Origin of the sequence: Kribbella sp. NPDC000426 (assembly GCF_040300265.1) — a bacterium.
Classification (GTDB): Bacteria; Actinomycetota; Actinomycetes; order Propionibacteriales; family Kribbellaceae; genus Kribbella.
The window spans coordinates 141,274-162,539 of record NZ_JBEPDK010000011.1 but is presented as its reverse complement, the minus strand read 5'-3'; the positions used below and the strand labels follow the sequence as shown (position 1 = coordinate 162,539).

The following is a 21,266-nucleotide window of genomic DNA, read 5'->3' as shown; positions in this document are numbered from 1 at the left end:
ACGCGGAACCGCGCTCCGGTCAGGGAGAGGGACCGGTTGCGACCTTGCCGATCTTTTCGTGCTCGCGCCGGGTCGCGGCGAGCAGTTGGTCCATGCCGATCGGCGTACCCTCGGCCGCCGCGAGGAACGCCGCGGCGAGCACGATGTTCTTGATGTTCCCGCCGGACAGCCGGTGTCGCGCCAGCAGGTCGAAGTCCACGTCCGCCGCCAGCGGCGCTTCCGGAGGCACACACGCCTGCCAGATCCGGAGGCGCTCGGGGACGTCCGGGAACGGGAACTCCACGACCACCTGCAACCGCCGTACGAACGCGTCGTCCAGGTGATGCCGCACGTTCGTGGCGAGGATCGCCAGCCCGTCGTACCGCTCCATCCGCTGCAGCAGATAGGCGATCTCCATGTTGGCGTAGCGGTCGTGGGAGTCGCGCACCTCCGAGCGCTTTCCGAACAGGGCGTCAGCCTCGTCGAAAAACAGGATCGCGTCCGTGTCCGCGGCGGCGGAGAACACGCGCTCGAGGTTCTTCTCGGTCTCGCCGATGTACTTGCTCACCACGCTGGACAGATCGATCGTGAAGAGGTCGAGACCGAGCTCCCCCGCGATCACCTCCGCCGCCAGGGTCTTGCCGGTCCCGGGCGGGCCGGCGAACAAGGCGGCGTTGCCCTTGCCGGTGGACAGCTTCGCGTCGAACCCCCAGTTGTCCATCACCTCGGCGCGGTACTCGATCCTGGCGGCCAACTCACGCAGCTGCTCGATCGCGTGGGCGGGCAGGACGAGGTCAGCCCAGGTGCGAGTCGGCACGATCCGGCGCGCGTAGGACTCCAGGCTCCGGCTGCCTGCTCGGCGCCCGGCGGCGTACAGGTCCGTCAGGCGAAGCCAGGTTTCGTGGCCGTTCGCTCGCAGGAGAGCACTGGTGGCGGCGGTGAGGACCGCGTCTTCGATCTGCCCGGCCGATAGGCGGAAGCGCTGCGCGACGGCGGACAGGTCGCGGTCCTGTGCACGTGCTCCGGCCGCTCGCAGCGCCTTGTCCCAGAGGCGCCGTCGACTCGCCGCCCCAGGCAGCTGGAACGGTACGTCGAGCACGCCGAGCGGAGCGTCGGCCGCGGACGGGACCCAGCGGTCTCTCGTCGCCAACACGACGGTCCCCTGGAACTGGGCCAGGGCGGCGGCGAGCTCGGCAGTCTCTGCCTCGACGTTCTCGAGGTACACCAGTGAGCCGCGCATCAGCGCCTCGCGGAAGACCAGCCGGAGCCGGTCAGGTACCTCGGCGGATTCGTCGCTGAGCGTCTTCAGGTCGACAACGAGCATTGGTAGCCCGAGGCGCGACGCGACCAGCTTCGCCGTACGCAGTCGTCCGCTGCCGGGCGGTCCGCTGAAGGACAGGCGCAGTGGGGATCGGTTCAGTGTCCGGGCCACCAGATCGGCAAGGGGCCTGACCAAGTGATCGGCATCCTCCAGCCCGGGCGTCGCCGGCACTGTGCGGCAGAACGGCACCAGTCGCGGGTCGAGGCCGTCCTGCCCGAGCAGGGCCGACGCGATCTGCGGGTCCACGGCGATGCGGTGCGCGATCAAAGGGCCATCCTCTGCGCTGAGACCGACGAGCCCGTTCGCGATCAGCGGTGCCTCGGGACCGAACAGCCCGAGTACGGCGATCCGCTGCGGCGGCGAGACCGTCAGTAGATCGAGTGCGAGATTGACGGTCGGACGGCGGGCGGTCACGTCGTCCTGGAGGTACCCGTACAACCGCTCGTACCGCAGATCGACGTCCGGACCCAGGGCGAGCAACACGACGTCGAGCTCGAGGTCGGTCAGCCCGTAGGTCTCCCGGAGCCAGCCCCAGCGAGGGCTGTCCTTGGCCACGTCGTTCCAGGACGGCAGGTCGGCGTCGAACATCGCGTTGAACGGCTCCGCCGGTGGACGGGCCAGGGACAACTCCACCTGCTCAGCCGTGAGATACAGGCCGCGGTAGTCATCAGATGCGGCGCCTGGACCGTACCGCTGTCGCGCAGCGGTGACAGCCCGGGAGAGGAAGAGGTCAAGACGGCGGAAGGCAAGGAAGCCTGGAAGTGGAGTCGGCAGCTCTGAGACAGCTGACGTAGCGTCCGCCCGGTCGGACCCCGCCGCGGCGCCGAGCATGCCGTCTCCTTTCACCGGAGTGCCCTGCGGTGCGCTCCTTGCTGAATCCCCAAGCCAACTCCGCGCCGCGTCACGGCCGCGTCACCGGACCGAGTACGTCGTCGAGCCAGCTCTCGACCAACTCGACCGCCTCACGCCGGCTGGTGACGACCTGCGTCCGTTCGGATTCCAGCCGCAGCCTGGTAGAGCTGGTGACGCGCATCCGGATGCCGCCGTCGACCTCCGTCCACAGGCGGATCACCAGGAGATCAGCAGAACGCCTGTCTGTGTCCACCACCCCATTGACCCGCCGCAGGCGTCACGTCCGCGTCAACGTCGCCCTACGCTCGGGCAGCAGGCCGGCCAACCGCCGTGACGGTTCCAGGCCCAGCTCGCGTCGAAGGAGTGCACGAAACATCTCGTACTGGTGTATTGCGTCCGATACGTTGCCCTCGGCGAGGTAGACCGACATCAGCACCGCGTTCGCGGTTTCACGCAGTGGCTCTGTCCGGACGGCTTCCAACGCGAAGCGCAAGGCCAGATCAAGCCGTTGCCTCTCCGTGAAGCGTTGCGCGGCGACTTCGAGCGCGTGCAACCGTAGCTGGTTGAGCCGTTCGCGTTCGAAGACGACCCAATCGTCGTACCAGCCGGGCAGCAGCTCAGGCTGACAGAGGATACCGACGACCGACTCGTCGACCTGCCGCGAGTCGAGCACCCTGCTGACGGCTTGCTCGAGCGCGCGGCTGTCCACCCACGCCTGCGACGACAACTGCATCCCGTCGCCGTCCACCTCGAGCAGACCCGGGGCCAGGCGCTTCGTCCGCCAGACCGCCGTACGCAAACTGGCCAGCGCCTGCTGCTCAGGCACCTCAGGCCACAACGAGCCCGCGATCAAGCACCGGTGCGACGGCCCACGCAACCCGAGAAACGCAATCAGCCGCTGCATCCCGAACGGCGACTCGATCGGCCGACCCTGCCGCTCGCACAAGAACCGGCCAAGCAGCAACAGCCGTAACCCATCCATAGCGCCCCCTGCCCCCAAGCGTCCAAGACGCCCCTGCTCCACTCTGGCACGCCCCCACGCCCCCCGCCATGCCGGATCCCCTTCCACACAACGAATTCACAACCTCAAACGTTTGACCGCCCTACCCCAGAGTGATGTCGATGGCGTGGTGTCCGTGCAGGGAGGACGGTACGGCGTGGTCCGTGCGTTCGGTGCCGTCGAGGGTGAAGGTTTGGATGGTGGTGCCTGTGCCGTGGAGGGTGACTGTTAGGACGGCGTCGCGGTACCGGATGCCGGTGAGGGTCACGTCTCCCCAGCCGGGTGGGAGGGTCGGTGCGAAGGTCAGGCCCTGGTCGTCGAAGGTCATTCCGAACAGGCCGGTGTGCATCATGTCGATGAAGGCTGTCGCCGACCAGGTCTGGTCGGGCTGTGAGTCCCAGCGGCGCTTCAGTACGCCGGTTGCGCCCTGGTAGCCGCCCTCGACGGCGCCGGTCTCGCCGTCGTAGATCTCCCAGAAACCGCCGCTGTCCCTGACCAGCTCCGCGAGCAGTCTGGTCTCGGTTGCGAAGCTCTCCACAGCGCCGTGCTTGGCCAGGGCTTTGGCCCAGAGTCCTTGCACGAGCGGCCAGACGATCGCGTTGTGCCTTCCGGGTTCCGCGGCGGAGTACCTGTCCCAGTGCGGAAAGGTGTCCGGCATTCCCCAGGTCATCCGCTGCGCATTTGCGATCACGGAATCGGCTTGCGCGGCGTCGGCGATTCCGAAGAGCAGGGTGAACGCCAGTCCCGTACCTTCCTGATATGCGCCGGGCTTTCCGTCGGCCGTGAGTTCGTAGTTGTAGCTTCCGGTGCTCGGGTTCCAGAAATACTGGTTGATCGCCTGCTTGATCGCCGCCGCCTTGGCTCGATGGCCGTCGGCGGGCCGGCCGAGCGCGTCGGCCATATCGGCCGCGCGGGCGTACGCCGCGTAGTACAGCGCGTTCGTGCTCAGGTACATGGCCGACACGACATCCGGGTACGACGTACTCTCGCTGCCCCGGCTCTCCTCCGCGTCCGCCGTCGGCGCCGGGAATCCGGAGACGCCGTCGTTGAAGAACGACGGACCGGTGAACAGGCCGTAGCGGGCGTCAAGGCCGAAGACCGCGGCCTGCTCGCGAATGCCGAGCGTGTTCGTCACGACGTCGTACGCGCTCTGCAGGAAGTCCCGATCGCCGGTCACCAAATAGTGATGCCAGGCACCGACGGCCCACGCCACCTGGTCCCACTGCTGACTGTCCTGCTGCACCACAAGCTTGCCTGCGGCATCCTTCTCGACCACCGCCCACAACGTGTTCGCGGCCAACGCCGGCGCCAACAGACTCGTCGCGTTCCAGCTGTTGATCGTCGCATCCCTGGTCCACGGCTGCTCGTACCCACCCCCGGCCCGCACCATCCCGACCGCCGGATCCATCAACCCGCTCCGGGCATACACCTCGCCGTACGGAACCGTGTTGATCCCCAGCAGGTTCTCGAGCGCCGCCGCATAGATCGCCCCGTACAACGCCTGCCCTGCCGCATCGTCGAACCGCAGCACCGGACGAGAGTCTGTCGTCGTCATACCCCTATTCCATCAGCCGCGGCCGGCGGGTCGGTCGGGGGCTTGGAGAGGCTTGGAGAGACTTAGGTGGGTTTTGATCTGGTAGCGGTCGCCGCGGTAGGCGGCGCGGGTGAATTCGAAGCGGCGGCCGGTCTGGTCGCGGGTGGTTCGTTCGACGATCAGGATCGGGGCTTCCAGGCCGACGCCGAGGAGGGCGGACTCGGTGGCGTCGGCGGCTGCGGCCGCGTGGGTTTGTTCGGCGTCGGTCGGGATCACTCCGTACCGCGTCTCGAGCAGCGCGTAGAACGACTTCTGCTCGATCGCCGGTACGTCGAAGTCCGGGACGAGCTCCTGGAGTACGTGGATGGTCTCGAGACAGATCGGGTCATCGTTGACGAAGCGTTGCCGGGCGATCCGCAGTACGGCGGTGTTCGGGCTGACCCCGAGCCGACTGCCGATCAATGTGCCGGCCGGGATCGTGCCATGGCTGAGAACCCTGCTGGTCCACGTGCCGGGTGCGGTCGGGTACGTCGCCCCGTGGGTGCCGCTGATCTGTTGAGCTACCTTCGGGCTCCCGACGAACATGCCGCGACCGTGCTCGCGGACCAGCAGGCCATCGCGCACCAAGTCGTCGACTACTGCTCGCAGGGTGGGTCGGGAGATGTCGAGCTCGGCAGACAGCTGGCGCTCGGACGGGATGGGCTGGCCGACAGCTCGTGACTCGACCAGCCCCAGCAGGTGTTCGCGCGCCAGATCTCGCTTTCGCAGGCTGCCTGCCACGAGCACCCGTCCTTCGCTATGCCGGAAGGACTCGTATGTTACGCCGCAGCAGTCGCGCAGAGGTCAGTGCTCCGGCGGCTGGTAGTTCTCGCAGCTCCCGGCGTTGCTCAACGAGTCCTCGTACGTCGTGTCGTGCTTCCGGTACTTCTGCACCTGGGCGTCGGCCTGGGCGGGTGAGACGGTGTCGTTCTTCGCGTAGTAGGCCCAGTCGACCTGCTCGCGGTACTCACTCGTCGCCGCGCCCTGGTGCCCGTCCAGATCGATGAACCAGAGGTTCCAGTTCATGCTCATGTCCTGCCGCGGGAGGACGGTGTTGCCGTCCTGGTCGACGGTGTGGTCGGCGGTGAGCTTGCCGTCGACGTAGTACCGCACGTGGCCGTTGCCGACCTGGGTGACGTAGGTATGCCAGCCGTCGAGCGACCTGTCCTGGCGGGCCTCCGCGGTCCGTGCGTCCCACGGGTCCTCGCGGAAGGTGTGCCAGCTCGTCTGGAAGTTCACGGGACCGGCTTCGCCCCACCCGCCGTTCGGCAGGTACTCCGTGAAGTCGAGCTCGCTGTAGATCGGGTCGTAGTCGAACTTCGTCGGACCGATCGCGAACGCGGTCTCGTTGATGTGGTCGCCGTCCGTCCCGGTGGCCGGCTGGTCGGCGTACCGGACGCGGGTCGCGTAGGTGCCGTTGCGCAGGTTCATCGTGGTCCGGCGGAGCTCGGCGTTCGTCGTACCGGCGACTGTGCCGTTGGTCGTCGCTCGGAGCTGGGCGACCTTCTGACCGCCGCTGCTGACGAAGGAGATGTTGCTCGCCGGCCAGGCGGTGCCCGGTACGCCGGGGCCGCCCATCTCGCTCCGGGCGTTCCAGCCGTGGTCGGCGAGCGCGGGATCGGTGGCCGACGCGTACTGGAAGTCGTCGAACAGCACACCGCAGTGGGACGACTTGGCGGCGGCGTGATCGTTCGAGCCGACGGCGGCCGAGGCGCCGCTCACCACCGAGGCGATCGACGCGGCGGCGGCCAGGACGAGGGTCGTGCGCTGACGTGACATGGCTTCAGGTCTCCTTCGCGGCAAGGATGGGGCGGAAGCCCGCCTGATGGATGAGCATGAATGCCGCGGGAGTGAACTGCAAGAGTTTCGCCGAACTTTTCGAATGGACCCGACATAAGCATTGTTCGACGGTCGCCTATTACCTGAGAACTGGTAAATACCAAGGAACCTAAATGCGGGCTCAGGCTGCCCGGATGGTATTTACCAGTTGCCGGATCAGAGTTTGGGTTTGCCCGGCTGGTAGAGCCAGGTGTCGAAGAACGTGCCGAGGTCGCGGTGGGTCAGCCGCTCGACGAACCGGATGAAGGTTCGCGTCGAGACATTGCCGTGCCGGTACGTCGCCGGCCACTGCTTCAGCACCCGGAAGAACGCCCGGTCGCCGATCTTCAGACGGAGCGCCTGCAACGTCATCGCGCCGCGGTTGTAGACCAGGTCGTCGAAGATCTGGTCCCGGCCGGGGTCGGCCACCTTGCCGGTCCAGTCCTTCTCGTCGGCGTACGTCTCCTCGAAGCTCTGTTGCACCGGAACGCCGTTGAACTTCTCCTGATAGAGCCACTCCGAATAGGTGGCGAAGCCTTCGTTCAGCCAGATGTCCGACCAGTGCACCGGCGTGAGGCTGTCCCCGAACCACTGGTGGCCGAGTTCGTGGGCGAGCAGGTCGCCGTCGACCTTGCTGCTGCGCTGGTCGTACACCGGCCGGCCCTGCGTCTCGAGGGCGTAGTGGACGCCGACGTCGGCGAGGATGCCGCCGGTCGAGTCGAACGGATAACGCCCGTACATCGACGACTCCCACTGGACGACCTGCGCCGTGGTCTGGTTGAACACCTTGCCCTGACCGGCCACGGTGTCGATCGAGTTGCCGATCGCGGTGATGTTCGGCAGGCCGCCCGACGTACTGCGAGTGATGTTGTACTTCCCGATCGCGAGCATCGCCAGCTCGCTGGCCATCGGCTGGTTCATGTGCCAACGGAAGGTGGTCCGGCCGCCGTGCTTGGTGGTCGGCCCTGGTTCGCCGTTGGCCAGCACGGTGAGCCCGGTCGGCACGCTGACGGTCTGGGTGTACGTCGCCTTGTCGTCCGTCGCGTCGTTCACCGGGAAGTACGTCGCTGCGCCGATGGGCTGGTTGAGTGCGACCGCGCCGTCCTTGGTCGCGACCCAGCCCGAAATGCCCAGCGCCGGGTCGTCGATCTTCTGCGGGACGCCGGCGTACGTCACCGAGACGGCGAAAGTGCTCCCCCGCCACAGGCCGTGCCGCGGAGTGATCACCAACTCCTGCGCGCCGCTGCGGGTGAACGACGCGTCGCGCCCGTTGACCGAGAGCTTGCTGATCTTCAGCGGTCCCTGGAAGTCCAGGTCGAACCGGGAGAGATTCTGCGTGGCCCTGGCAAGGATCGTCGTGGTCGCGCTGATCGCTTTGGTCGCGGGGTCGAACGACAGCCTGATGTCGTAGTGGCTGACGTCATAGCCGCCGTTGCCCATATCCGGGAAGTACGGATCCCCGGCCCCCGCCGCCCCCGGCGAGAACACCGACGCCCGCCCGGGCGCCGCATTCGCCGGCAGGCTCGTCGCGGACACCATTCCAAGAGCCAACGCACAGCTGATCAACAGGCAACCGCGGCGACGACCAACACGTCCCACAATTCCTCCTCGGCAGTCCTCGACGACCGGCACGACCAGATGCCCGATCCACAAGAACCACCGGGCAGATCTGGCCTAACCGTACCGCCCCGATCGCGTGCGAGGATGGCCCGTATGACGTTGGCTGTCTTGCCTGAGGAGTCGTTCCGTCGGGTGTTGTGCGTTGTCGCGCACCCCGACGACATGGAGTACGGCGCGTCCGCGGCCGTCGCCCGGTGGACCGCGCGCGGTATCGAGGTCGCCTATCTTCTGCTGACCCGCGGCGAGGCGGGTATGCCGAACCGTCCCGAGGAGACGGCACGCCTGCGTGTCGCTGAGCAACAGGCCGCCTGTGCCGTTGTCGGCGTCACGGACCTGACCGTGCTGGAGCACCCGGACGGCGTACTCGTCTACGGCCTCCATCTCCGCCGCGACATCTGCCGTGAGATCCGCCGGTTCAAGCCCGACGTCGTACTCGGCGCGGGGTACGAGGTCGAGACGCCGTTCGGCTTCGATCAGGCCGACCATCGAGCCGCCGGACTTGCGACCCTCGACGCCGTACGGGACGCGGGCAACCGCTGGGTCTTCCCGGAGCAGATCGACGACGAGAACCTCGAGATCCACTCCGCACGCTGGTACCTCGTCCCTGGCCTCCCGGGCGCCGCAACCCACGGCGTCGACGTCACCGGCGAGCCACTCCAGCGCGGCATCGCCTCACTCGAGGCCCACGCCGCTTACCTCGCCGCACTCCCGGGCCACCCTGCCCCCGCCGACTTCATCCCGAAGCTCACCGCGATGAGCGGCAAGGCCATGAACGTCGACCACGCCGTCCTCTTCCGCGCCCACGACCTCCAAGCACCCCCAGCCTTCTTCACCGAGGCCATGCAGGACTGAGCGACCGCTGCACCTTCCTCCAGCAACTCGGCGTGGAGGTCTAGGGTGGCCCGGCTTCGTCGAGGGCTGTGTGGGTCGACTCGTGTGAAGCGTCGGCGTCGAGGATGCCGACGAGGAAGGCGATGACGGTCTCGGCGAACAGGCTTGCTTCCGCGATCCGGGCGTCGTCCATCTCCTCGGACTGCACACGGGATCGGAACAGGAACCCGTCGAGCATGGCCTGCAACGCCAGCCCCACCCGCTCGATCGTCCACCCCGGCCTGAGCTGGAGCCCGAGTGCCGCGAGCAGTACGGCGTACCCCTCGAGCCACGGCTCCCGGGTACGGGCGATGTCCTGGAGGATCGCCGTTCTCAGGTCGGGATACCGGTCGAGGAGAGGTCCGATGTGGTGCAGCAGGTACGACCGCGGTCTGGACTGCAGCGACTGGAGGAGGCCGTCACACAGCTCGACGACCGAGACGGCCAGGCTCTCGGCGGTGGCGCCGGCCGGCAGCTTCGCCGCGTGCAGCGCCGGGTTGGAGTCGGGTGCGTCGCGGTACAGCATCGTGTGGATGATCGCCGCCTTGACGAACGTGTTGCGGTCGGGCCACCGGTTGCGGAACGCCTTCTCGCTCGCACCGTCACCGTGGCGCTCCTGCGCGAGGCCGACGACATCGCTGACCCGCATCCACTCGAGCGCGGCCGGAAAGTGGATGCCCCGCAGCCGTCGTGGACGTTCCCGGATCGTGTCGTCGAACATTGCGTCGATCAGCTCGGCGGCCGCGTCCAGGAAGTACCCGGCGCTGGTGTCGTCCCGTGCTGCCGGTGGCCGTGGCGTCATCTCGAACTTCTCCCCCGCCTGTACATCGGGCATCACCATCGTCACGTTACGTGGCGAGCTGTAGGGAGGCAGTTGTCCGCCTCTACGCCGTACCCGATGGACGACGCGGAACTGCTCGCTTAGCGTGATCGAACTGCCGCGCGTCCGACGGCATTTCCGAGAGGGAAGCCGAGAGGGGGATCGAACGCGCGGCAGTTCGCCGTGGGGAATGACCTGGCCGACCTTCTCGGCAACGAGCTCAGCGAGCGCGGGCTCGACCGTTTCGCTTTGATCGGGCATGACTGGGGTGCCTCGGTCGCGCTGCTGCTGGCCGCCGCCAGGCCCGAGGCGGTGAACGCGATCGTGATCGAGGAGGAGATCCTGCCTGGCATCGACGTCGCCCTCCCCGCACCAGGCGCCGAGCATTACCCGGCCTGGCACGGGCCGTTCAACCGCACACCCGGCCTCGCCGAGCAACTCGTTCCCGGCCGCGAAGACGCCTACTACGGCACCTTCCTCCGCCAGAGCGCCGGCCCGGCCGGGCTCGCCCCGGACACAGTGCGTGCCTACATCGACGCCTACACGACCTACGACGCTCTGGAGGCCGGCCTCGGCTACTACCGAACCCGCGCCGACGACATCGCCGACGTCCAACGACTGCAACAGAACCCGATCCACACCCCGGTCCTCGCGATCGGCGGCCGCTACGCCATGGGAACCGCCGTCGCCGACGGCCTCCGCACCCTCGTCACAGACATCACCGCCGTCGTCCTCGAACAATCCGGCCACTACCCCGCCGAACAAGAACCCGACGCCACAGCCCTAGCCATTACCAACTTCCTACCTCGCAAGGACTCGTAGGTACCCAGGGCGATCACCAGGGAGTACGACGGGTGCGACGGACCCGGCGTCGCGCGATCGTCGAGATATGACAACGAATCGGATGAGTTTGGCGAATCCCAAGCGGACAAGGCTTCTGGGCCGGAGCGCGGCAGTGCCGACTCTGATCACCAGGCTTGCGACGGTGCCGGGGCTGGTTCGGCCCGGTGTCTCGCACTGGGACATGAACACGCGGCTGCCGCTGCATCCGTTGTCCAACGAGAACGCGTACGGCGACCCGCACCTGCTGCACGACCTCGCCGTACCGGGAGCAGACTTCGCCCGGCGGATGGGCGCGGAGGTGGTCGTCGGCGCAGAGACCGGCGGCATCCCGCTGGCCACCGCGGTCGCGCTCGCCGGCAACCTCCCGTTCGCGTTCGCCCGCAAGCCCGGATACGTCGGACACGAGGACCACGAACCACGCGTCCGCGGAGCCTCGGTCGCCGGCCGACGGGTGCTGCTCGTCGACGACGCCGTCTCCTCGGGTACGGCGCTCGAGGCGTTCGCCGACGAGCTCCAGCGCGAGGGCGCGATCCTCGTCGGCGTCTTCACCCTCGTCGACATGCGCGACGTCGCCACCTCGGTCACACCGATCGCGAAGACCCTCCCGATCGAGTCCGTCGCCACCTACCTCGAGGTCCTCGACGCCGCGAGCGACAACGGCGTACTCGATCCCGCGGTCCACCGCCTCGCGGTCAACGCCCTGGTCAACCACTGGACCGACGACGACCCCCGCTGGTCGCTCCTCGACCAAGCAGCCTGACTCACTCCTCCGCGGCCTGGATGAAGGCTTTGATGCGGGGAAGTTGCGCGGGGTCGATGGTGTGGCCGCCGGTGAACGGCAGGAGTTGTACGTCGGCGTCACGGCGGCGGAGTTGTTCGGCCAGCCTGCTGGTCTGGGCGGGGGTGGCCATCGGGTCGGTGTCGCCGTTGACGATCAGCACGCGTTTGCCGGCCAGGCCATGGTCTTGAGGCTCGTCTGCCGCGAACGGAACCATCGCGGCCAGCAGTACGGCGCCGGCGAGCGACTCCGGGTGGCGTAGCAGCAGCGCGGACGCCATGTTGGCGCCGTTGGAGAAGCCGACCGCCATCCAGGAACCGGCGGGTACGTCGTACTTCGCCTCGGCGGCGGCGAGGAAGGCCGCCAACTCGTCGGCCCGCAGCCGGATGTCGTCTTCGTCGAACACGCCCTCCCGCAGCCTCCGGAAGAACCGTGCCATCCCCTGCTCGGACACCGTCCCGCGGGGCGACAGTACGGGTGCGTCGGGCGCTAGGTGGCGGCGCAGTACCAGAAGATCGCGCTCGTCACCGCCTGTGCCGTGCAGCAACAGCAGCGGCGGCGCGGACGAGCCCGGCTGCCAGATGTACGGCCGACCGAGCGGGTCCTCGCTCATCAGTCGCCGGGCTTCGGCGCCGGTGGAACGCGCAGCGACGGCAACGTGTTCTCGATCTGCTCGCGATTCGGCTCGAGCCAGGGCGGAAGCTTCAGGTGCTGGCCGAGCTCGAGCAGCGGTTCGTCGACGGTGAAGCCCGGTTGGTCGGTCGCGATCTCCAGCAGGACGCCGCCGGGTTCGCGGAAGTAGATGGAGGTGAAGTACTGCCGGTCGAGGATCTCGGTCACCTGTACGCCGGCCTCGATCAGCTCGAGCCGCCACTTCGCCTGGGTCTCGCCGTCAGGCGCCCGGAACGCGATGTGATGGACCGTTCCGGCAGCCTGTACGCCGCGATTCTCGCTGCTGGGCCGGACGTCCACCGCCGTACCCTCGGCTCCACCGGACATCACGAACCGTGTCCCGTCCTTGGTGTCCTGGCCGTGCTGCATGCCCAGCAGGCCGTCGAGCATCTCGGCCGTCGGGTCGAGCATCTGCTCCGTCATCGTCACCGAGAAGAGCCCGCGGATCGCGTTGTCGAACGGTATGGCGGCGACGCCGTCCCAACCGGACCGGCTGTCACCGTCGGAGGCGACCAACTCGATCACCAGGCCGTCGGGATCGCGCAGCCTCAGCACCTCCTCGTCAGCGCCGGCAACCGGAGCGTCAGCATCGACGCCAAGGGTCTGAAGCCGCTGCTGCCACCACCCGAGCGACTCCGGCGGAATACTGAACGCGGTCGCCGTCGTAAGCCCGGTCCCCTGCTTGCCGTTCGGCGCCCCGGGCCACGGGAAGAACGTCAACAGCGTCGACGGGCGGCCCGACGAGTCCCCGTAGTACAAGTGATAGGTGCTCGGAGCGTCGAAGTTCACCGTCCGCTTCACCAGCCGAAGCCCCAGCACCGTTGTGTAGAAGTCGACGTTCCGCTGCGGATCCTCCGCAATGGCAGTCACATGATGCAATCCGTGCGGTGCAACCGAATCAGCCATGAGAGTCCTCCCGTTCTCGACACTACGACCTCGGGATCGGTTCAGGAAGCAGCCCGAGACGTGGAAGAGCCGGCCGGAGACAGGCTCCGGCCGGCTCTTTGTTGCGGGTGTCAACGGGCGGCTCGTTCGATCACGGTGGTTACGGCTGCGGGTTGTGACAGCGCGACCAGGTGGGAGGCGCCGGGGATTTCGGTGATGGTGGCGTGGGCCCGGTTGGCCATGAAGCGTTCGGCGGCGACGAAGATCGCGGCCTGGCGGGCGGGCAGGTCCGCGGCGAAGACGGCGCGGGCGTTGTCGGGCTTGATCGCGAGGTCGAGACCACCGGGGTAGCTGATCGGCACGAGCTGCGGGCCGAGTTCGCTGCCGGGGAACTGCGAGTTCAGCGCGCCGAGGGTCTCGCCGGCCTGCGGGATGAACGCGGCCACGTAGACCAGCGACTTCACGTCGGGGGTGTCGGCGAGCTCGCTCACCAGCGCACCGCCGTACGAGTGGCCGACGAGGACCTTCGGACCGGGGATGGTGGCGAGGACGCCGCTCAGGTACGACGTGTCGGCGGCGATCCCGCGCAGCGGTACGGCGGGGGCGACGACGGTGTAGCCGTCGTGCTGGAGCCTGCCGGTCACCTCGGACCAGCTCGAGCCGTCGGCGAAGGCGCCGTGCAGCAGCACGATGGTCGGCTTCGCCTGGGTGGGTGCGGACTGGGCGGCCTGCGCGGTGGTCGCGCCGCCGACCAGCAGCGCGGTGCCGAGCGCTGCGAGGATCAGGTTTCTTGCCTTGGGCATCAAGTTCTTCATGGTGGTCAGACCTCGGTCCGGATGGTGGTGGTTGGGATGTTGCGGGCCTCGATGGCCCGGACGGTGTTGTCGAACGCCTTGCGGATCACGCTCTTGCCGCCGAGTGCGAACAAGGTCGCGAGCAGATGGCCCTTGAGGTTCTTGCCCTCGCGGACGATCACGACGTCGATCGTGGTCGCGCCGTCGGCGTGCTCGGTGAAGGTGTAGGAGTGTCCGGACGCGCCGCCCCAGACGTTGGAGTCGGTGGTCGTGAGGACGACGTGGTGCAGGTCGGACCAGTTGTAGTGCAGGCGCTCCCACACCCCGCCTGATCCTTCCGTGACGTCGGCGTACCCGGGTCCTTGGTCGTGCACCTTCAGGTAGTCGTCGCTGCTGTTCGCGAACAACTGCGCCCGTCCCGGCCCGAAGTCGGTCAACGCCGCGACGAACTGCGCCGGCGTCGAGGTGGTGGTCTCACTGAAGCGGATGGTGGTCATTGCCCTTTCCTTTGGCTAGGAGCCTTTCGATGACCCCACCTTCCGCCGCGGGTTGATACATCACCCCAGGGGAAACCACTGGTCCACCGCCCAGCCCTGACCCACCGGCGTGGACCCGCGTGCACACCAGGGGGGTTCACTGGTGCAATCCGGGGTGTCCGGGGGTCAGCCTGGGTGGTGACAGTTCCCCCACGAGCGCCGACGAAGGAGACCACCTGATGAAACTGAACCGTGACTGCCTGACTCCGGTCGGGGCGATTACCCGTGGTCTCCTGGCCGGGGTGGTCGGGACGATGGCGATGGATGCGCTGCTCTACTTCCGCTACCGCAAGGGCGGCGGCGACGGCGGATTCGCACGCTGGGAGTTCTCCGCCGACATCCACAGCTGGGACCAGGCGCCTGCACCGGCACAGGTCGGCAGACGTTTGTACGACGGGCTGCTGCAGCGCGAGTTGCCCGACGAGCGGGCCGCGCTGGTCAACAACATCATGCACTGGGGCTACGGCATCGCCAACGCGGCCGTGTACGGCGTCCTCGCGGGCTCGCTGCGGACTCCGCGGGTCTGGTACGGCGTACCGTTCGGCGCCGGCGTCTGGGGGTCCGGGTACGTCGTACTGCCGGCCGCGAAGCTCTACGAGCCGATCTGGAAGTACGACCGCGTGACCCTCGCCAAGGACCTGAGCGCGCACCTGGTCTACGGCCTGACCACGGCGGCGGCCTTCAGGCTCGCCCGCCGCATCCGGCTCTGACAACCGGCCTTTGGAGGCGTCGGATGAAGCTCTTTCGCGGCGGGCGGGCGGCGAGCGCCGTACCCGCGACCGCGGTTGTGGGACCGGATCATGGTCCGGTGATCGTTCTGGTCAGGGGCTCCGAGGACAGCAAGGACGCGGTGGAGTGGGCGGCCGCAGAGGCTGCGGCACGGCAGTCCGAGCTTCGGATCGTGCACGCGTTCCAGTGGGTCCGCGTACTCGACCCGTTCGGCCACACGACCGTCGACCCCCGGGTCCGCGAGAGCGCCGAGAAGGTCGTCGAGGTCGCGGAGCGCCGCGCCCGCCGGATCGCATCCGGCCTGCGGGTCAGCACCATCGTCTTCCCCGGCAAGCCCGCCGCCGCACTCGCCAGCGCGGCCGAACACGGCGGGCGGCAGAGTTTGCTGGTCGTCGGGCATGACCAGCCGTCCGGGCGGTCGTGGATCCGCCGGCTACGACGCCGTACGCCGAACTCCGTCGCCGTCGTCGGGCTGACGTCACCGTATGCGCCCGGACCGTCCGCCGGCCGGGTCGTCGTCGGCATCGACCGGACAGGCGGCCCGCAACCAGTCCTCGGATTCGCGTTCCGGGCAGCTCGCCGCCGCGGCACCGGACTGACGATCGTCCACGCGACGTCCGTCAACCGGCACGACGACATCGAGGACACCGTCCGCGTCTGGCAGATGGCCTACCCGGAAGTCGACGTCCGCTGGACCGTCACCACCGGCCCCGCCGACTCCGCCATCCTCGCCGAATCCGCCGCCGCCGCACTGACCGTCATCGGCTCCACAACCCACACCTGGCTCCGACGCCTCCTCCACGGCTCCACCGCCTGCACAGTCCAACAACTGGCTCGCGGCCCAGTCGTTGCGGTAGGCCCCGACGCCGTCTGACTGCCGGGTGTTGCCGGCCGGAATTACGGCTACGCCAATCCGCGAAGGCGTTGTTTGGCGGCAAACTCAGGCGGGTGCGGGATTGGTGGGGGCGGGCCATTGGTGTTCTCGGCGGTGGAGGAAGCCGGCGACGATCCAGACGACACCCCAGCACACGGCAATCAGACCGAGCCAGACAGCGATGCCGACGGCGGCGCGTCCTGGGTTGGCGACGAAGAAGATGCCCAGGAGGATCGACAGGGCGGCGCCGAGGAGGAGCAACCAGCGGGGTGAGAGGCGGTAACTGCTGAACGCCGCGAAGATCTCGGAGACACCGCGGACGATGAGCCAGATGCCGAAGATCCACGTCAGTGCCTTGGCTGTCACGCCCGGACTGAAGATCGCGAAGAACGCCACGATCAACGCGAGCACACCCAGCACCGCACGCCCCGCCCGGCTCCCCTGGCCATCGGATCGAAACGCCTGCACCAGCAGGCTGATGCCTTCCAGTAACGCCCAGAATCCCCACAGCAACATCAGGGCGAGCCCGGTCTCTATCGGCCAGACGATCGCCACGATCCCGAACACGACGGCGACCGCCCCGCGGACCACCATCATCTTCCAGCTCGACCCGAACAGCTCGCGATCCATCTCCAGGACCTCCCCGGCCGGCGCACACGACAAGTTCAGGCTCATCATGGTCCGGATCCACGTCCGGAAGATCATCCCCGCGAGGTGAGGCCGCCCCGGCCGCGAGACGCCAGGGTTTATCACGCGCGTTTCGCGTACCGGAGAAAGGACGCTGCAATGAGTTTCTGGGACATTGTGTGGTTCATCATCATCAGCTTCGCCTTCGTGGCGTACCTGATGATGCTGTTCTCGATCATCACGGACCTGTTCCGCGACAGCGCGACCTCAGGATGGGTCAAAGCCATCTGGCTTGTCGCCCTGCTGTTCTTCCCGTTCCTCACCGCGCTGATCTATGTCATCGCCCGCGGCAAAGGTATGGCACAGCGGACGGCCGCCAGCCACGCCGACCTCCAGCGCCAGCAGGACGACTACATCAAGCAGGTCGCGGGCTCATCGACCAGTCCGGCCGACCAGATCGCCCAGGCCAGCTCGCTGCTCGACAACGGCAAGATCTCGCAGGCCGAGTTCGACGCCCTCAAGGCGAAGGCGCTGGCGGCCTGATCGGTCGCCGACAGCCGACCTGCCTGCTCGTGCCCAACCCGGCGACGGCCGTCCGGACGAGCAGGCAGGTCCCCGTGCGTCGGCCTCGCTACAGTCCGCTCTCGGCCTCTAGCCGGCCGCTCTTGATGGCGTTCAGGAACACCTGGTAGTCGCGCTCGTTCTGGTCGGCGTACGCCTCGGCGTACTCCGCCATCGCCTCGGGGAAGGCGTCGTCGCTGTTGAGGTACGTCGCCAGCGCGATCCGGTCACCCGATCGGGCATGAGCTCTGGCGAGTGTCCAGCTGCACAGCTGGCCGTACATCGTCATGCTGCGCGGGTCCATCTTCTCCACCGCGGCCGAAACCTTCATGTCCCGCAACTGCCGGACGTAGAAGTCACGCGTCCGTCCGTCGATTCCGGTGACCCGCTGCCAGCCGAGGAAGATATCGTCCGCGGCCTGCATCAGCCGCTGCCCCACCACCACGCGCTCCCCCTCGTTGCGAGGAGCGGGCCGCTGCCTGAGTACGGTCGGCACCTTCGTCTTGAGCACCGACGGCTCGGCCTCCTTGACCTGGAGGAGAAGCGGATCACCGTCGTCCCGGCCGCGCAGCAGCACGATCCAGCACCGCGTCCCCACGCTGCCCACCCCGACCACCTTGCGGGCCAGGTCGACGTACTCGAACTGGTCGAGCAGGTCCCGGCGCTCGGGCGGCAACGACCGGCGGTAGAGGCCCAGCAGCTCGCGCATCCCGGTCTCGAACTCTTCCCGGTCGGCGCCGGACAGGAAGTCGTCGATCGGGATCATCAACGGCGGGTGCGCCTTGAGCCGTACGCCGTCATCGGTCATCTCGGTCAGCTTCGCGCACGCCTTGAGGTTCCCGCTGCCCCGTGCCCGCAGCAACGTCTCGTCGACGTTCATGCGCCGGCTCGAGGACACCTTGCTGCGCAGCGCCGCCTCCACCGCGTCGATATCGGCCCGGGCGTACCAGACGTCCAGAGCGCGCATGGTTCCGAACTCGGCGCTGGCGTCGCGATAGCGCCGGATGCTCTCCAGGACGCACTTGCGGCGTTCCTTCCGCGAGAACCCGTTGCCCCGGCCGGCCACCGCCAGACTCGCGGCGAAACGTTTGACGTCCCACTCCCACGGACCGGCGATGGTCTCGTCGAAGTCGTTGATGTCGAAGAGCAGTCGCCGCTCGGGAGATCCGGACACTCCGAAGTTCGACAGGTGGGCGTCACCGCACAGCTGCGCGCCGAGACCCGATACCGGTGCGGCGCCGAGGTCGGTGGCCATCCCGAGGGCGTTGCCCCGGAAGAAGGCGAGCGGCGACAGCATCATCCTGCCGTGCCGCACCGGCACCAGTTCGGCGATGCGGGACCGCGCCTGCTGCTCGAGCAGTGCAACCGGATCCGGACGCCTCGCGGGGAGGACCAGCTCCGCCTGCTCACGCGGTGGAAGCGCCGCCCGCGCCGCGAGCCCCAGGCGGGCCCGGTCGGCCGGCGCGAGGCGACGCGACGAGTACGCCGTCCGCCCGTCGGCGCGAGCCGCTCCCGGTGTGGGTGAACCCTTCCCAGCCTCCACCATCGTGATCCGTGCGCTCATGCTGCTCTTCCCCTCCGGACATGGTCACGCCAGGTCAGCAGACACTGATCCCCACGAGCACAGGCAACACCAGGGGTCACTCTGACGGCATCACCCCCGCCGGATGAACCGCAGGTTGCCACCATGCAGCTGATCGGTGAACGTCGCGGCGCCGTCCGGCACAGCCTCGGTCATCAGGAGTGCGGCGAGTCGCCGCGGCGAGCCATCCGGAAGGAGTTCACCAGCCCGGCCAGCCCGGCGAGAATCGGGATGCCCAGCGCCACCTGAAGGGCGATCGGCCGGGCGTCGGTGTTGATGCGGATGATCTCGTCCCGGATCGGCTGCGGTTGCTTGGCCAGCACCTTCTCGAGCTCGGTGTTGCTCATCACCTCCGCGTCGTCCTCCAGCGCCTGCGCGACCTGCTCCTGCTGCGCCGGCGGAAGAACGGTGCTCGAGTCCGACAGCTTCGTGAAGGTGAACGACAGCGTGGCCAGCATGATGGCACCGGCGAACGCCAATCCGAACGAAAGCCCGAACGAGCCCGCCGCCGAATTGACGCCCGCCGCCTCGCTGACCCGCTCCTCCGAGATCGGTCCCAGCGTGTAGTTGTTGAGCTGCGACACCAGCAGCCCCAGCCCGACGCCGGCGATGATCAGCGGCCCGACCAGGATCCAGCCCGTGTCCGCGCGGGGCACGATCGGGATCAGCAGCAGCAGGCCTGCGGTCAACAACGTGAAGCCCCACCTGATGATGCTGCTCGGGCGTCGCCCGCCGGCCTTCTTCTCGGCCAGGATCGCCGCCCCGAACATGCTGAGCGACAGCGGAGCCAGCGACAGGCCTGCCTGCATCGCGTTGTACTCGAGGACCATCTGCAGATAGATCGGCAGCACGATCATCGTGCCGCCCAGCGCGATCTGCTGGAGCATCTGCCCGGAGACACCGAGCCGGTAGACGGCGGAGCTGAACAGGCCCGGGTCGAGAAGCGTCGCCTTGCCCTGCCGCTTGCGCCGTACCAGCCAGCGAACGAGCAGCACGAGGGCGATCGCGCCCGTGCCCATGATCAGACCGACGAACTCCCCGCCTTCCTGCCACACCAGGACGCCGAGCACGATGCCACCCATGCCCAGCACCGACAAGATGGCGCCGACCACGTCCACTCGCCGGGAGCCGGTGTACGGCACGTCGTGCACGAGATGCTGGCCCGAGACAACGATGCCGATGACCAGAACCTCGAGCAAGAACGCTATCCGCCACGACAGATAGGTGGTGATGAAGCCTCCGAGCAGCGGTCCTACGGCAGCAGCCAGGGCAGCGGCGGCTCCGACCATGGCATAGGCCTTGACCTGCGCCGAGCCTTCGAAGTTGCCGTGGATCAGCGACTGCATGGCGGGCAGCAGGAGCGACGCGCCGAGCCCGCCCACCAGCGCCCAGAACACGATGATCGCGGTCAGGCTCTGGGACAGTGCCATCGCCAGCGCGCCGATCGCGTAGCCGAGCAGGCCCAGCAGGTAGGCGCGCTTGCGCCCGATCAGGTCACCGACCTTGCTCCCGATCAGGATGAACGCCGCCGATACCAGCGCCTCGAGCGCGATGGCGGACTGGACGCCGCTCACGGTCGTGTCGAGGTCTCTGACCACCGAGGAGATGGACACGTTCATCAGCGAGGTGTCGACGACGAGCACGAACATCGCCATCGCCAGGAGGACGGCGAGCCTCGGGCCGGCTGCCGTCCCCGCTGGAACGCTCCGCGCCTCCCCGGTCATGACGACACTCAGCCGGCGAGGATCTTGGCCTTCTGGGCCTCGAACTCCGCCTGGGTGAGAACACCCGCGTCCTTCAGTTCACCCAACGACTTGAGCTGCTCCAAGCGGTCCGACGTGGTGTCCTGCGGCGGTGGCGGCGCGGCGTAGGTGGGTGCCGGCGCCGGGGCGGCGTACGTCGGTGCCGGGGCGGGCGCAGGTGCGGCGGGCGCCGGCTCCTGCGCTTGTGCTGCCTCGGCGTCCTTCCTGGCGAACTTGGCGTCCTGCCGCCGCCGGACCCGCCCTGCGACAGCCGTCGCGGTGCCCGCGACAGCCGCGGTCCTCGCCAATCCTCGCAACAGTGGCATGTCAGGCTCCTCAACTCGTCGATTCCAGGGCTTCCATCGCGTCGAGGACCTCCATCACGTCCTGCGCCGGAATCCGCCCGCCGGCAATCATCTGGCCACCGGACTCCAGGGCCGCGGCGACGAACGGGATCGCCCAGGTGTTCTCGTACACGATCAGGGCCGCCAACGTGCCGGGCTGCATCGCATCGGCCACCTCGCGGAGGTCGTCCTCGGCCAGGATTCCCGTCCGGGCGCCGTCGAGGACGGCGAACTCGCCGGCCTGACCTGACGACTCGGCCAGATCGACCATGTAGATGGAGCCGTCGGCCTCCTTGCCGACCACCAGCACGTCGTACACGTGGACGATGCCGCGCTCGACGAGGCTCACCAGCTCGTCGGCCGCTCTGCCGGTCAACTTGTTGCCGGTGAACTCGAGGAGCACATAGTCGATAGGCCCATGAACCTCTGTGTCTGGCATGACTGTC

Annotated in this window: 23 protein-coding genes; 6 read left to right on the top strand and 17 right to left on the bottom strand. The window is 68.0% G+C overall.

From position 1 onward, the window contains the following. Positions 1-19 precede the first annotated feature (19 nt). From ABT313_RS41760 to ABT313_RS41730, 7 genes are all read right to left on the bottom strand, one after another. Positions 20-2,131 (bottom strand): AAA family ATPase, encoded by a 2,112-nt coding sequence (locus tag ABT313_RS41760; protein ID WP_350866154.1) that lies wholly within the window; start codon positions 2,129-2,131, stop codon positions 20-22. Positions 2,132-2,201: 70 nt separating this feature from the next. After that, on the bottom strand, positions 2,202-2,405 hold the full coding sequence (locus ABT313_RS41755) for a hypothetical protein (RefSeq protein ID WP_350866152.1): 204 nt from the start codon (positions 2,403-2,405) through the stop codon (positions 2,202-2,204). Between the two features lie 24 nt (positions 2,406-2,429). Continuing rightward, entirely contained in the window at positions 2,430-3,134 is a 705-nt protein-coding gene (locus ABT313_RS41750) for an AfsR/SARP family transcriptional regulator (protein WP_350866150.1), read from the bottom strand. Positions 3,135-3,255: 121 nt separating this feature from the next. Beyond that, complete coding sequence (locus ABT313_RS41745) at positions 3,256-4,707, bottom strand: MGH1-like glycoside hydrolase domain-containing protein (RefSeq protein ID WP_350866148.1); 1,452 nt, start codon at positions 4,705-4,707, stop codon at positions 3,256-3,258. 12 nt (positions 4,708-4,719) lie between these two features. Next, positions 4,720-5,466 carry a GntR family transcriptional regulator gene (locus ABT313_RS41740; RefSeq protein WP_350866146.1) on the bottom strand — a complete coding sequence of 249 codons (747 nt, stop codon included), beginning with the start codon at positions 5,464-5,466 and terminating at the stop codon, positions 4,720-4,722. 63 nt (positions 5,467-5,529) lie between these two features. Continuing rightward, complete coding sequence (locus ABT313_RS41735) at positions 5,530-6,504, bottom strand: glycoside hydrolase family 16 protein (protein ID WP_350866144.1); 975 nt, start codon at positions 6,502-6,504, stop codon at positions 5,530-5,532. Between the two features lie 216 nt (positions 6,505-6,720). After that, positions 6,721-8,082 carry a M1 family metallopeptidase gene (locus tag ABT313_RS41730; RefSeq protein WP_350866142.1) on the bottom strand — a complete coding sequence of 454 codons (1,362 nt, stop codon included), beginning with the start codon at positions 8,080-8,082 and terminating at the stop codon, positions 6,721-6,723. A gap of 174 nt (positions 8,083-8,256) precedes the next feature. On the opposite strand from ABT313_RS41730, the gene ABT313_RS41725 reads away from it, so the two are divergent. Then, the gene (locus ABT313_RS41725) at positions 8,257-9,015 is read left to right on the top strand and encodes a PIG-L deacetylase family protein (protein WP_350866141.1); all 759 of its coding nucleotides are present in this window, start codon (positions 8,257-8,259) and stop codon (positions 9,013-9,015) included. Positions 9,016-9,055: 40 nt separating this feature from the next. On the opposite strand, the gene ABT313_RS41720 is transcribed toward ABT313_RS41725, so the two are convergent. Continuing rightward, a complete protein-coding gene (locus tag ABT313_RS41720) occupies positions 9,056-9,868 on the bottom strand; it encodes a hypothetical protein (RefSeq protein ID WP_350866139.1) in 813 nt (270 codons plus the stop codon). A 168-nt stretch (positions 9,869-10,036) separates the two neighbouring features. On the opposite strand from ABT313_RS41720, the gene ABT313_RS41715 reads away from it, so the two are divergent. Both ABT313_RS41715 and ABT313_RS41710 read left to right on the top strand, forming a co-directional pair. Next, on the top strand, positions 10,037-10,675 hold the full coding sequence (locus tag ABT313_RS41715) for an alpha/beta fold hydrolase (RefSeq protein ID WP_350866137.1): 639 nt from the start codon (positions 10,037-10,039) through the stop codon (positions 10,673-10,675). Between the two features lie 133 nt (positions 10,676-10,808). Continuing rightward, positions 10,809-11,456, top strand: a complete 648-nt coding sequence (locus ABT313_RS41710; RefSeq protein ID WP_350866135.1) for an orotate phosphoribosyltransferase — start codon at positions 10,809-10,811, stop codon at positions 11,454-11,456. Between the two features lies 1 nt (position 11,457). Here the strand turns inward: ABT313_RS41710 and ABT313_RS41705 are convergent, their stop codons facing one another. The 4 genes from ABT313_RS41705 to ABT313_RS41690 form a co-directional block, all read right to left on the bottom strand. Beyond that, complete coding sequence (locus ABT313_RS41705) at positions 11,458-12,087, bottom strand: alpha/beta hydrolase (protein ID WP_350866133.1); 630 nt, start codon at positions 12,085-12,087, stop codon at positions 11,458-11,460. Next, positions 12,087-13,016, bottom strand: coding sequence for a ring-cleaving dioxygenase (locus ABT313_RS41700; protein ID WP_350866131.1), 930 nt, complete (start codon positions 13,014-13,016; stop codon positions 12,087-12,089). The genes ABT313_RS41705 and ABT313_RS41700 overlap by 1 nt, the downstream gene beginning before the upstream one ends. Positions 13,017-13,162: 146 nt before the next feature. After that, entirely contained in the window at positions 13,163-13,834 is a 672-nt protein-coding gene (locus ABT313_RS41695; protein WP_350866130.1) for an alpha/beta fold hydrolase, read from the bottom strand. A gap of 17 nt (positions 13,835-13,851) precedes the next feature. Then, entirely contained in the window at positions 13,852-14,322 is a 471-nt protein-coding gene (locus ABT313_RS41690) for a hypothetical protein (protein WP_350866128.1), read from the bottom strand. Positions 14,323-14,540: 218 nt separating this feature from the next. Between ABT313_RS41690 and ABT313_RS41685 the strand changes: the two genes are divergently transcribed. Together ABT313_RS41685 and ABT313_RS41680 are read left to right on the top strand one after the other, a co-directional pair. Beyond that, on the top strand, positions 14,541-15,071 hold the full coding sequence (locus ABT313_RS41685; RefSeq protein WP_350866126.1) for a DUF1440 domain-containing protein: 531 nt from the start codon (positions 14,541-14,543) through the stop codon (positions 15,069-15,071). A gap of 23 nt (positions 15,072-15,094) precedes the next feature. Then, complete coding sequence (locus tag ABT313_RS41680; protein ID WP_350866125.1) at positions 15,095-15,964, top strand: universal stress protein; 870 nt, start codon at positions 15,095-15,097, stop codon at positions 15,962-15,964. A gap of 66 nt (positions 15,965-16,030) precedes the next feature. Here ABT313_RS41680 and ABT313_RS41675 read toward each other — a convergent pair whose 3' ends face one another. Beyond that, positions 16,031-16,642, bottom strand: coding sequence for an HdeD family acid-resistance protein (locus ABT313_RS41675; RefSeq protein ID WP_350866123.1), 612 nt, complete (start codon positions 16,640-16,642; stop codon positions 16,031-16,033). A 108-nt stretch (positions 16,643-16,750) separates the two neighbouring features. Here ABT313_RS41675 and ABT313_RS41670 point away from each other — a divergent pair, with 108 nt between their 5' ends. Beyond that, positions 16,751-17,134 carry a PLDc N-terminal domain-containing protein gene (locus ABT313_RS41670; protein ID WP_350866121.1) on the top strand — a complete coding sequence of 128 codons (384 nt, stop codon included), beginning with the start codon at positions 16,751-16,753 and terminating at the stop codon, positions 17,132-17,134. Positions 17,135-17,222: 88 nt separating this feature from the next. On the opposite strand, the gene ABT313_RS41665 is transcribed toward ABT313_RS41670, so the two are convergent. The 4 genes from ABT313_RS41665 to ABT313_RS41650 form a co-directional block, all read right to left on the bottom strand. After that, positions 17,223-18,716, bottom strand: a complete 1,494-nt coding sequence (locus ABT313_RS41665; protein WP_350866119.1) for a DUF2252 domain-containing protein — start codon at positions 18,714-18,716, stop codon at positions 17,223-17,225. A gap of 173 nt (positions 18,717-18,889) precedes the next feature. Next, positions 18,890-20,458: an MFS transporter gene (locus ABT313_RS41660; protein ID WP_350866118.1), complete on the bottom strand. Its 1,569-nt coding sequence runs from the start codon at positions 20,456-20,458 to the stop codon at positions 18,890-18,892. Positions 20,459-20,466: 8 nt separating this feature from the next. Further along, on the bottom strand, positions 20,467-20,802 hold the full coding sequence (locus tag ABT313_RS41655) for an SHOCT domain-containing protein (RefSeq protein WP_350866116.1): 336 nt from the start codon (positions 20,800-20,802) through the stop codon (positions 20,467-20,469). 10 nt (positions 20,803-20,812) lie between these two features. Next, a complete protein-coding gene (locus tag ABT313_RS41650) occupies positions 20,813-21,259 on the bottom strand; it encodes a DUF6325 family protein (protein WP_350866115.1) in 447 nt (148 codons plus the stop codon). Positions 21,260-21,266: the final 7 nt, after the last annotated feature.

Excerpts from the sequence above, each read along its gene's own strand:
- ABT313_RS41760 (WP_350866154.1), bottom strand. The coding sequence starts at position 2,131 with ATGCTCGGCGCCGCGGCGGGGTCCGACCGGGCGGACGCTACGTCAGCT.
- ABT313_RS41750 (WP_350866150.1), bottom strand. The coding sequence starts at position 3,134 with ATGGATGGGTTACGGCTGTTGCTGCTTGGCCGGTTCTTGTGCGAGCGG.
- ABT313_RS41745 (WP_350866148.1), bottom strand. The coding sequence starts at position 4,707 with ATGACGACGACAGACTCTCGTCCGGTGCTGCGGTTCGACGATGCGGCA.
- ABT313_RS41735 (WP_350866144.1), bottom strand. The coding sequence starts at position 6,504 with ATGTCACGTCAGCGCACGACCCTCGTCCTGGCCGCCGCCGCGTCGATC.
- ABT313_RS41730 (WP_350866142.1), bottom strand. The coding sequence starts at position 8,082 with ATGGTGTCCGCGACGAGCCTGCCGGCGAATGCGGCGCCCGGGCGGGCG.
- ABT313_RS41725 (WP_350866141.1), top strand. The coding sequence starts at position 8,257 with ATGACGTTGGCTGTCTTGCCTGAGGAGTCGTTCCGTCGGGTGTTGTGC.
- ABT313_RS41720 (WP_350866139.1), bottom strand. The coding sequence starts at position 9,868 with ATGCCCGATGTACAGGCGGGGGAGAAGTTCGAGATGACGCCACGGCCA.
- ABT313_RS41705 (WP_350866133.1), bottom strand. The coding sequence starts at position 12,087 with ATGAGCGAGGACCCGCTCGGTCGGCCGTACATCTGGCAGCCGGGCTCG.
- ABT313_RS41695 (WP_350866130.1), bottom strand. The coding sequence starts at position 13,834 with ATGCCCAAGGCAAGAAACCTGATCCTCGCAGCGCTCGGCACCGCGCTG.
- ABT313_RS41690 (WP_350866128.1), bottom strand. The coding sequence starts at position 14,322 with ATGACCACCATCCGCTTCAGTGAGACCACCACCTCGACGCCGGCGCAG.
- ABT313_RS41685 (WP_350866126.1), top strand. The coding sequence starts at position 14,541 with ATGAAACTGAACCGTGACTGCCTGACTCCGGTCGGGGCGATTACCCGT.
- ABT313_RS41680 (WP_350866125.1), top strand. The coding sequence starts at position 15,095 with ATGAAGCTCTTTCGCGGCGGGCGGGCGGCGAGCGCCGTACCCGCGACC.
- ABT313_RS41675 (WP_350866123.1), bottom strand. The coding sequence starts at position 16,642 with ATGATGAGCCTGAACTTGTCGTGTGCGCCGGCCGGGGAGGTCCTGGAG.
- ABT313_RS41670 (WP_350866121.1), top strand. The coding sequence starts at position 16,751 with ATGAGTTTCTGGGACATTGTGTGGTTCATCATCATCAGCTTCGCCTTC.
- ABT313_RS41665 (WP_350866119.1), bottom strand. The coding sequence starts at position 18,716 with ATGAGCGCACGGATCACGATGGTGGAGGCTGGGAAGGGTTCACCCACA.
- ABT313_RS41660 (WP_350866118.1), bottom strand. The coding sequence starts at position 20,458 with ATGACCGGGGAGGCGCGGAGCGTTCCAGCGGGGACGGCAGCCGGCCCG.
- ABT313_RS41655 (WP_350866116.1), bottom strand. The coding sequence starts at position 20,802 with ATGCCACTGTTGCGAGGATTGGCGAGGACCGCGGCTGTCGCGGGCACC.
- ABT313_RS41650 (WP_350866115.1), bottom strand. The coding sequence starts at position 21,259 with ATGCCAGACACAGAGGTTCATGGGCCTATCGACTATGTGCTCCTCGAG.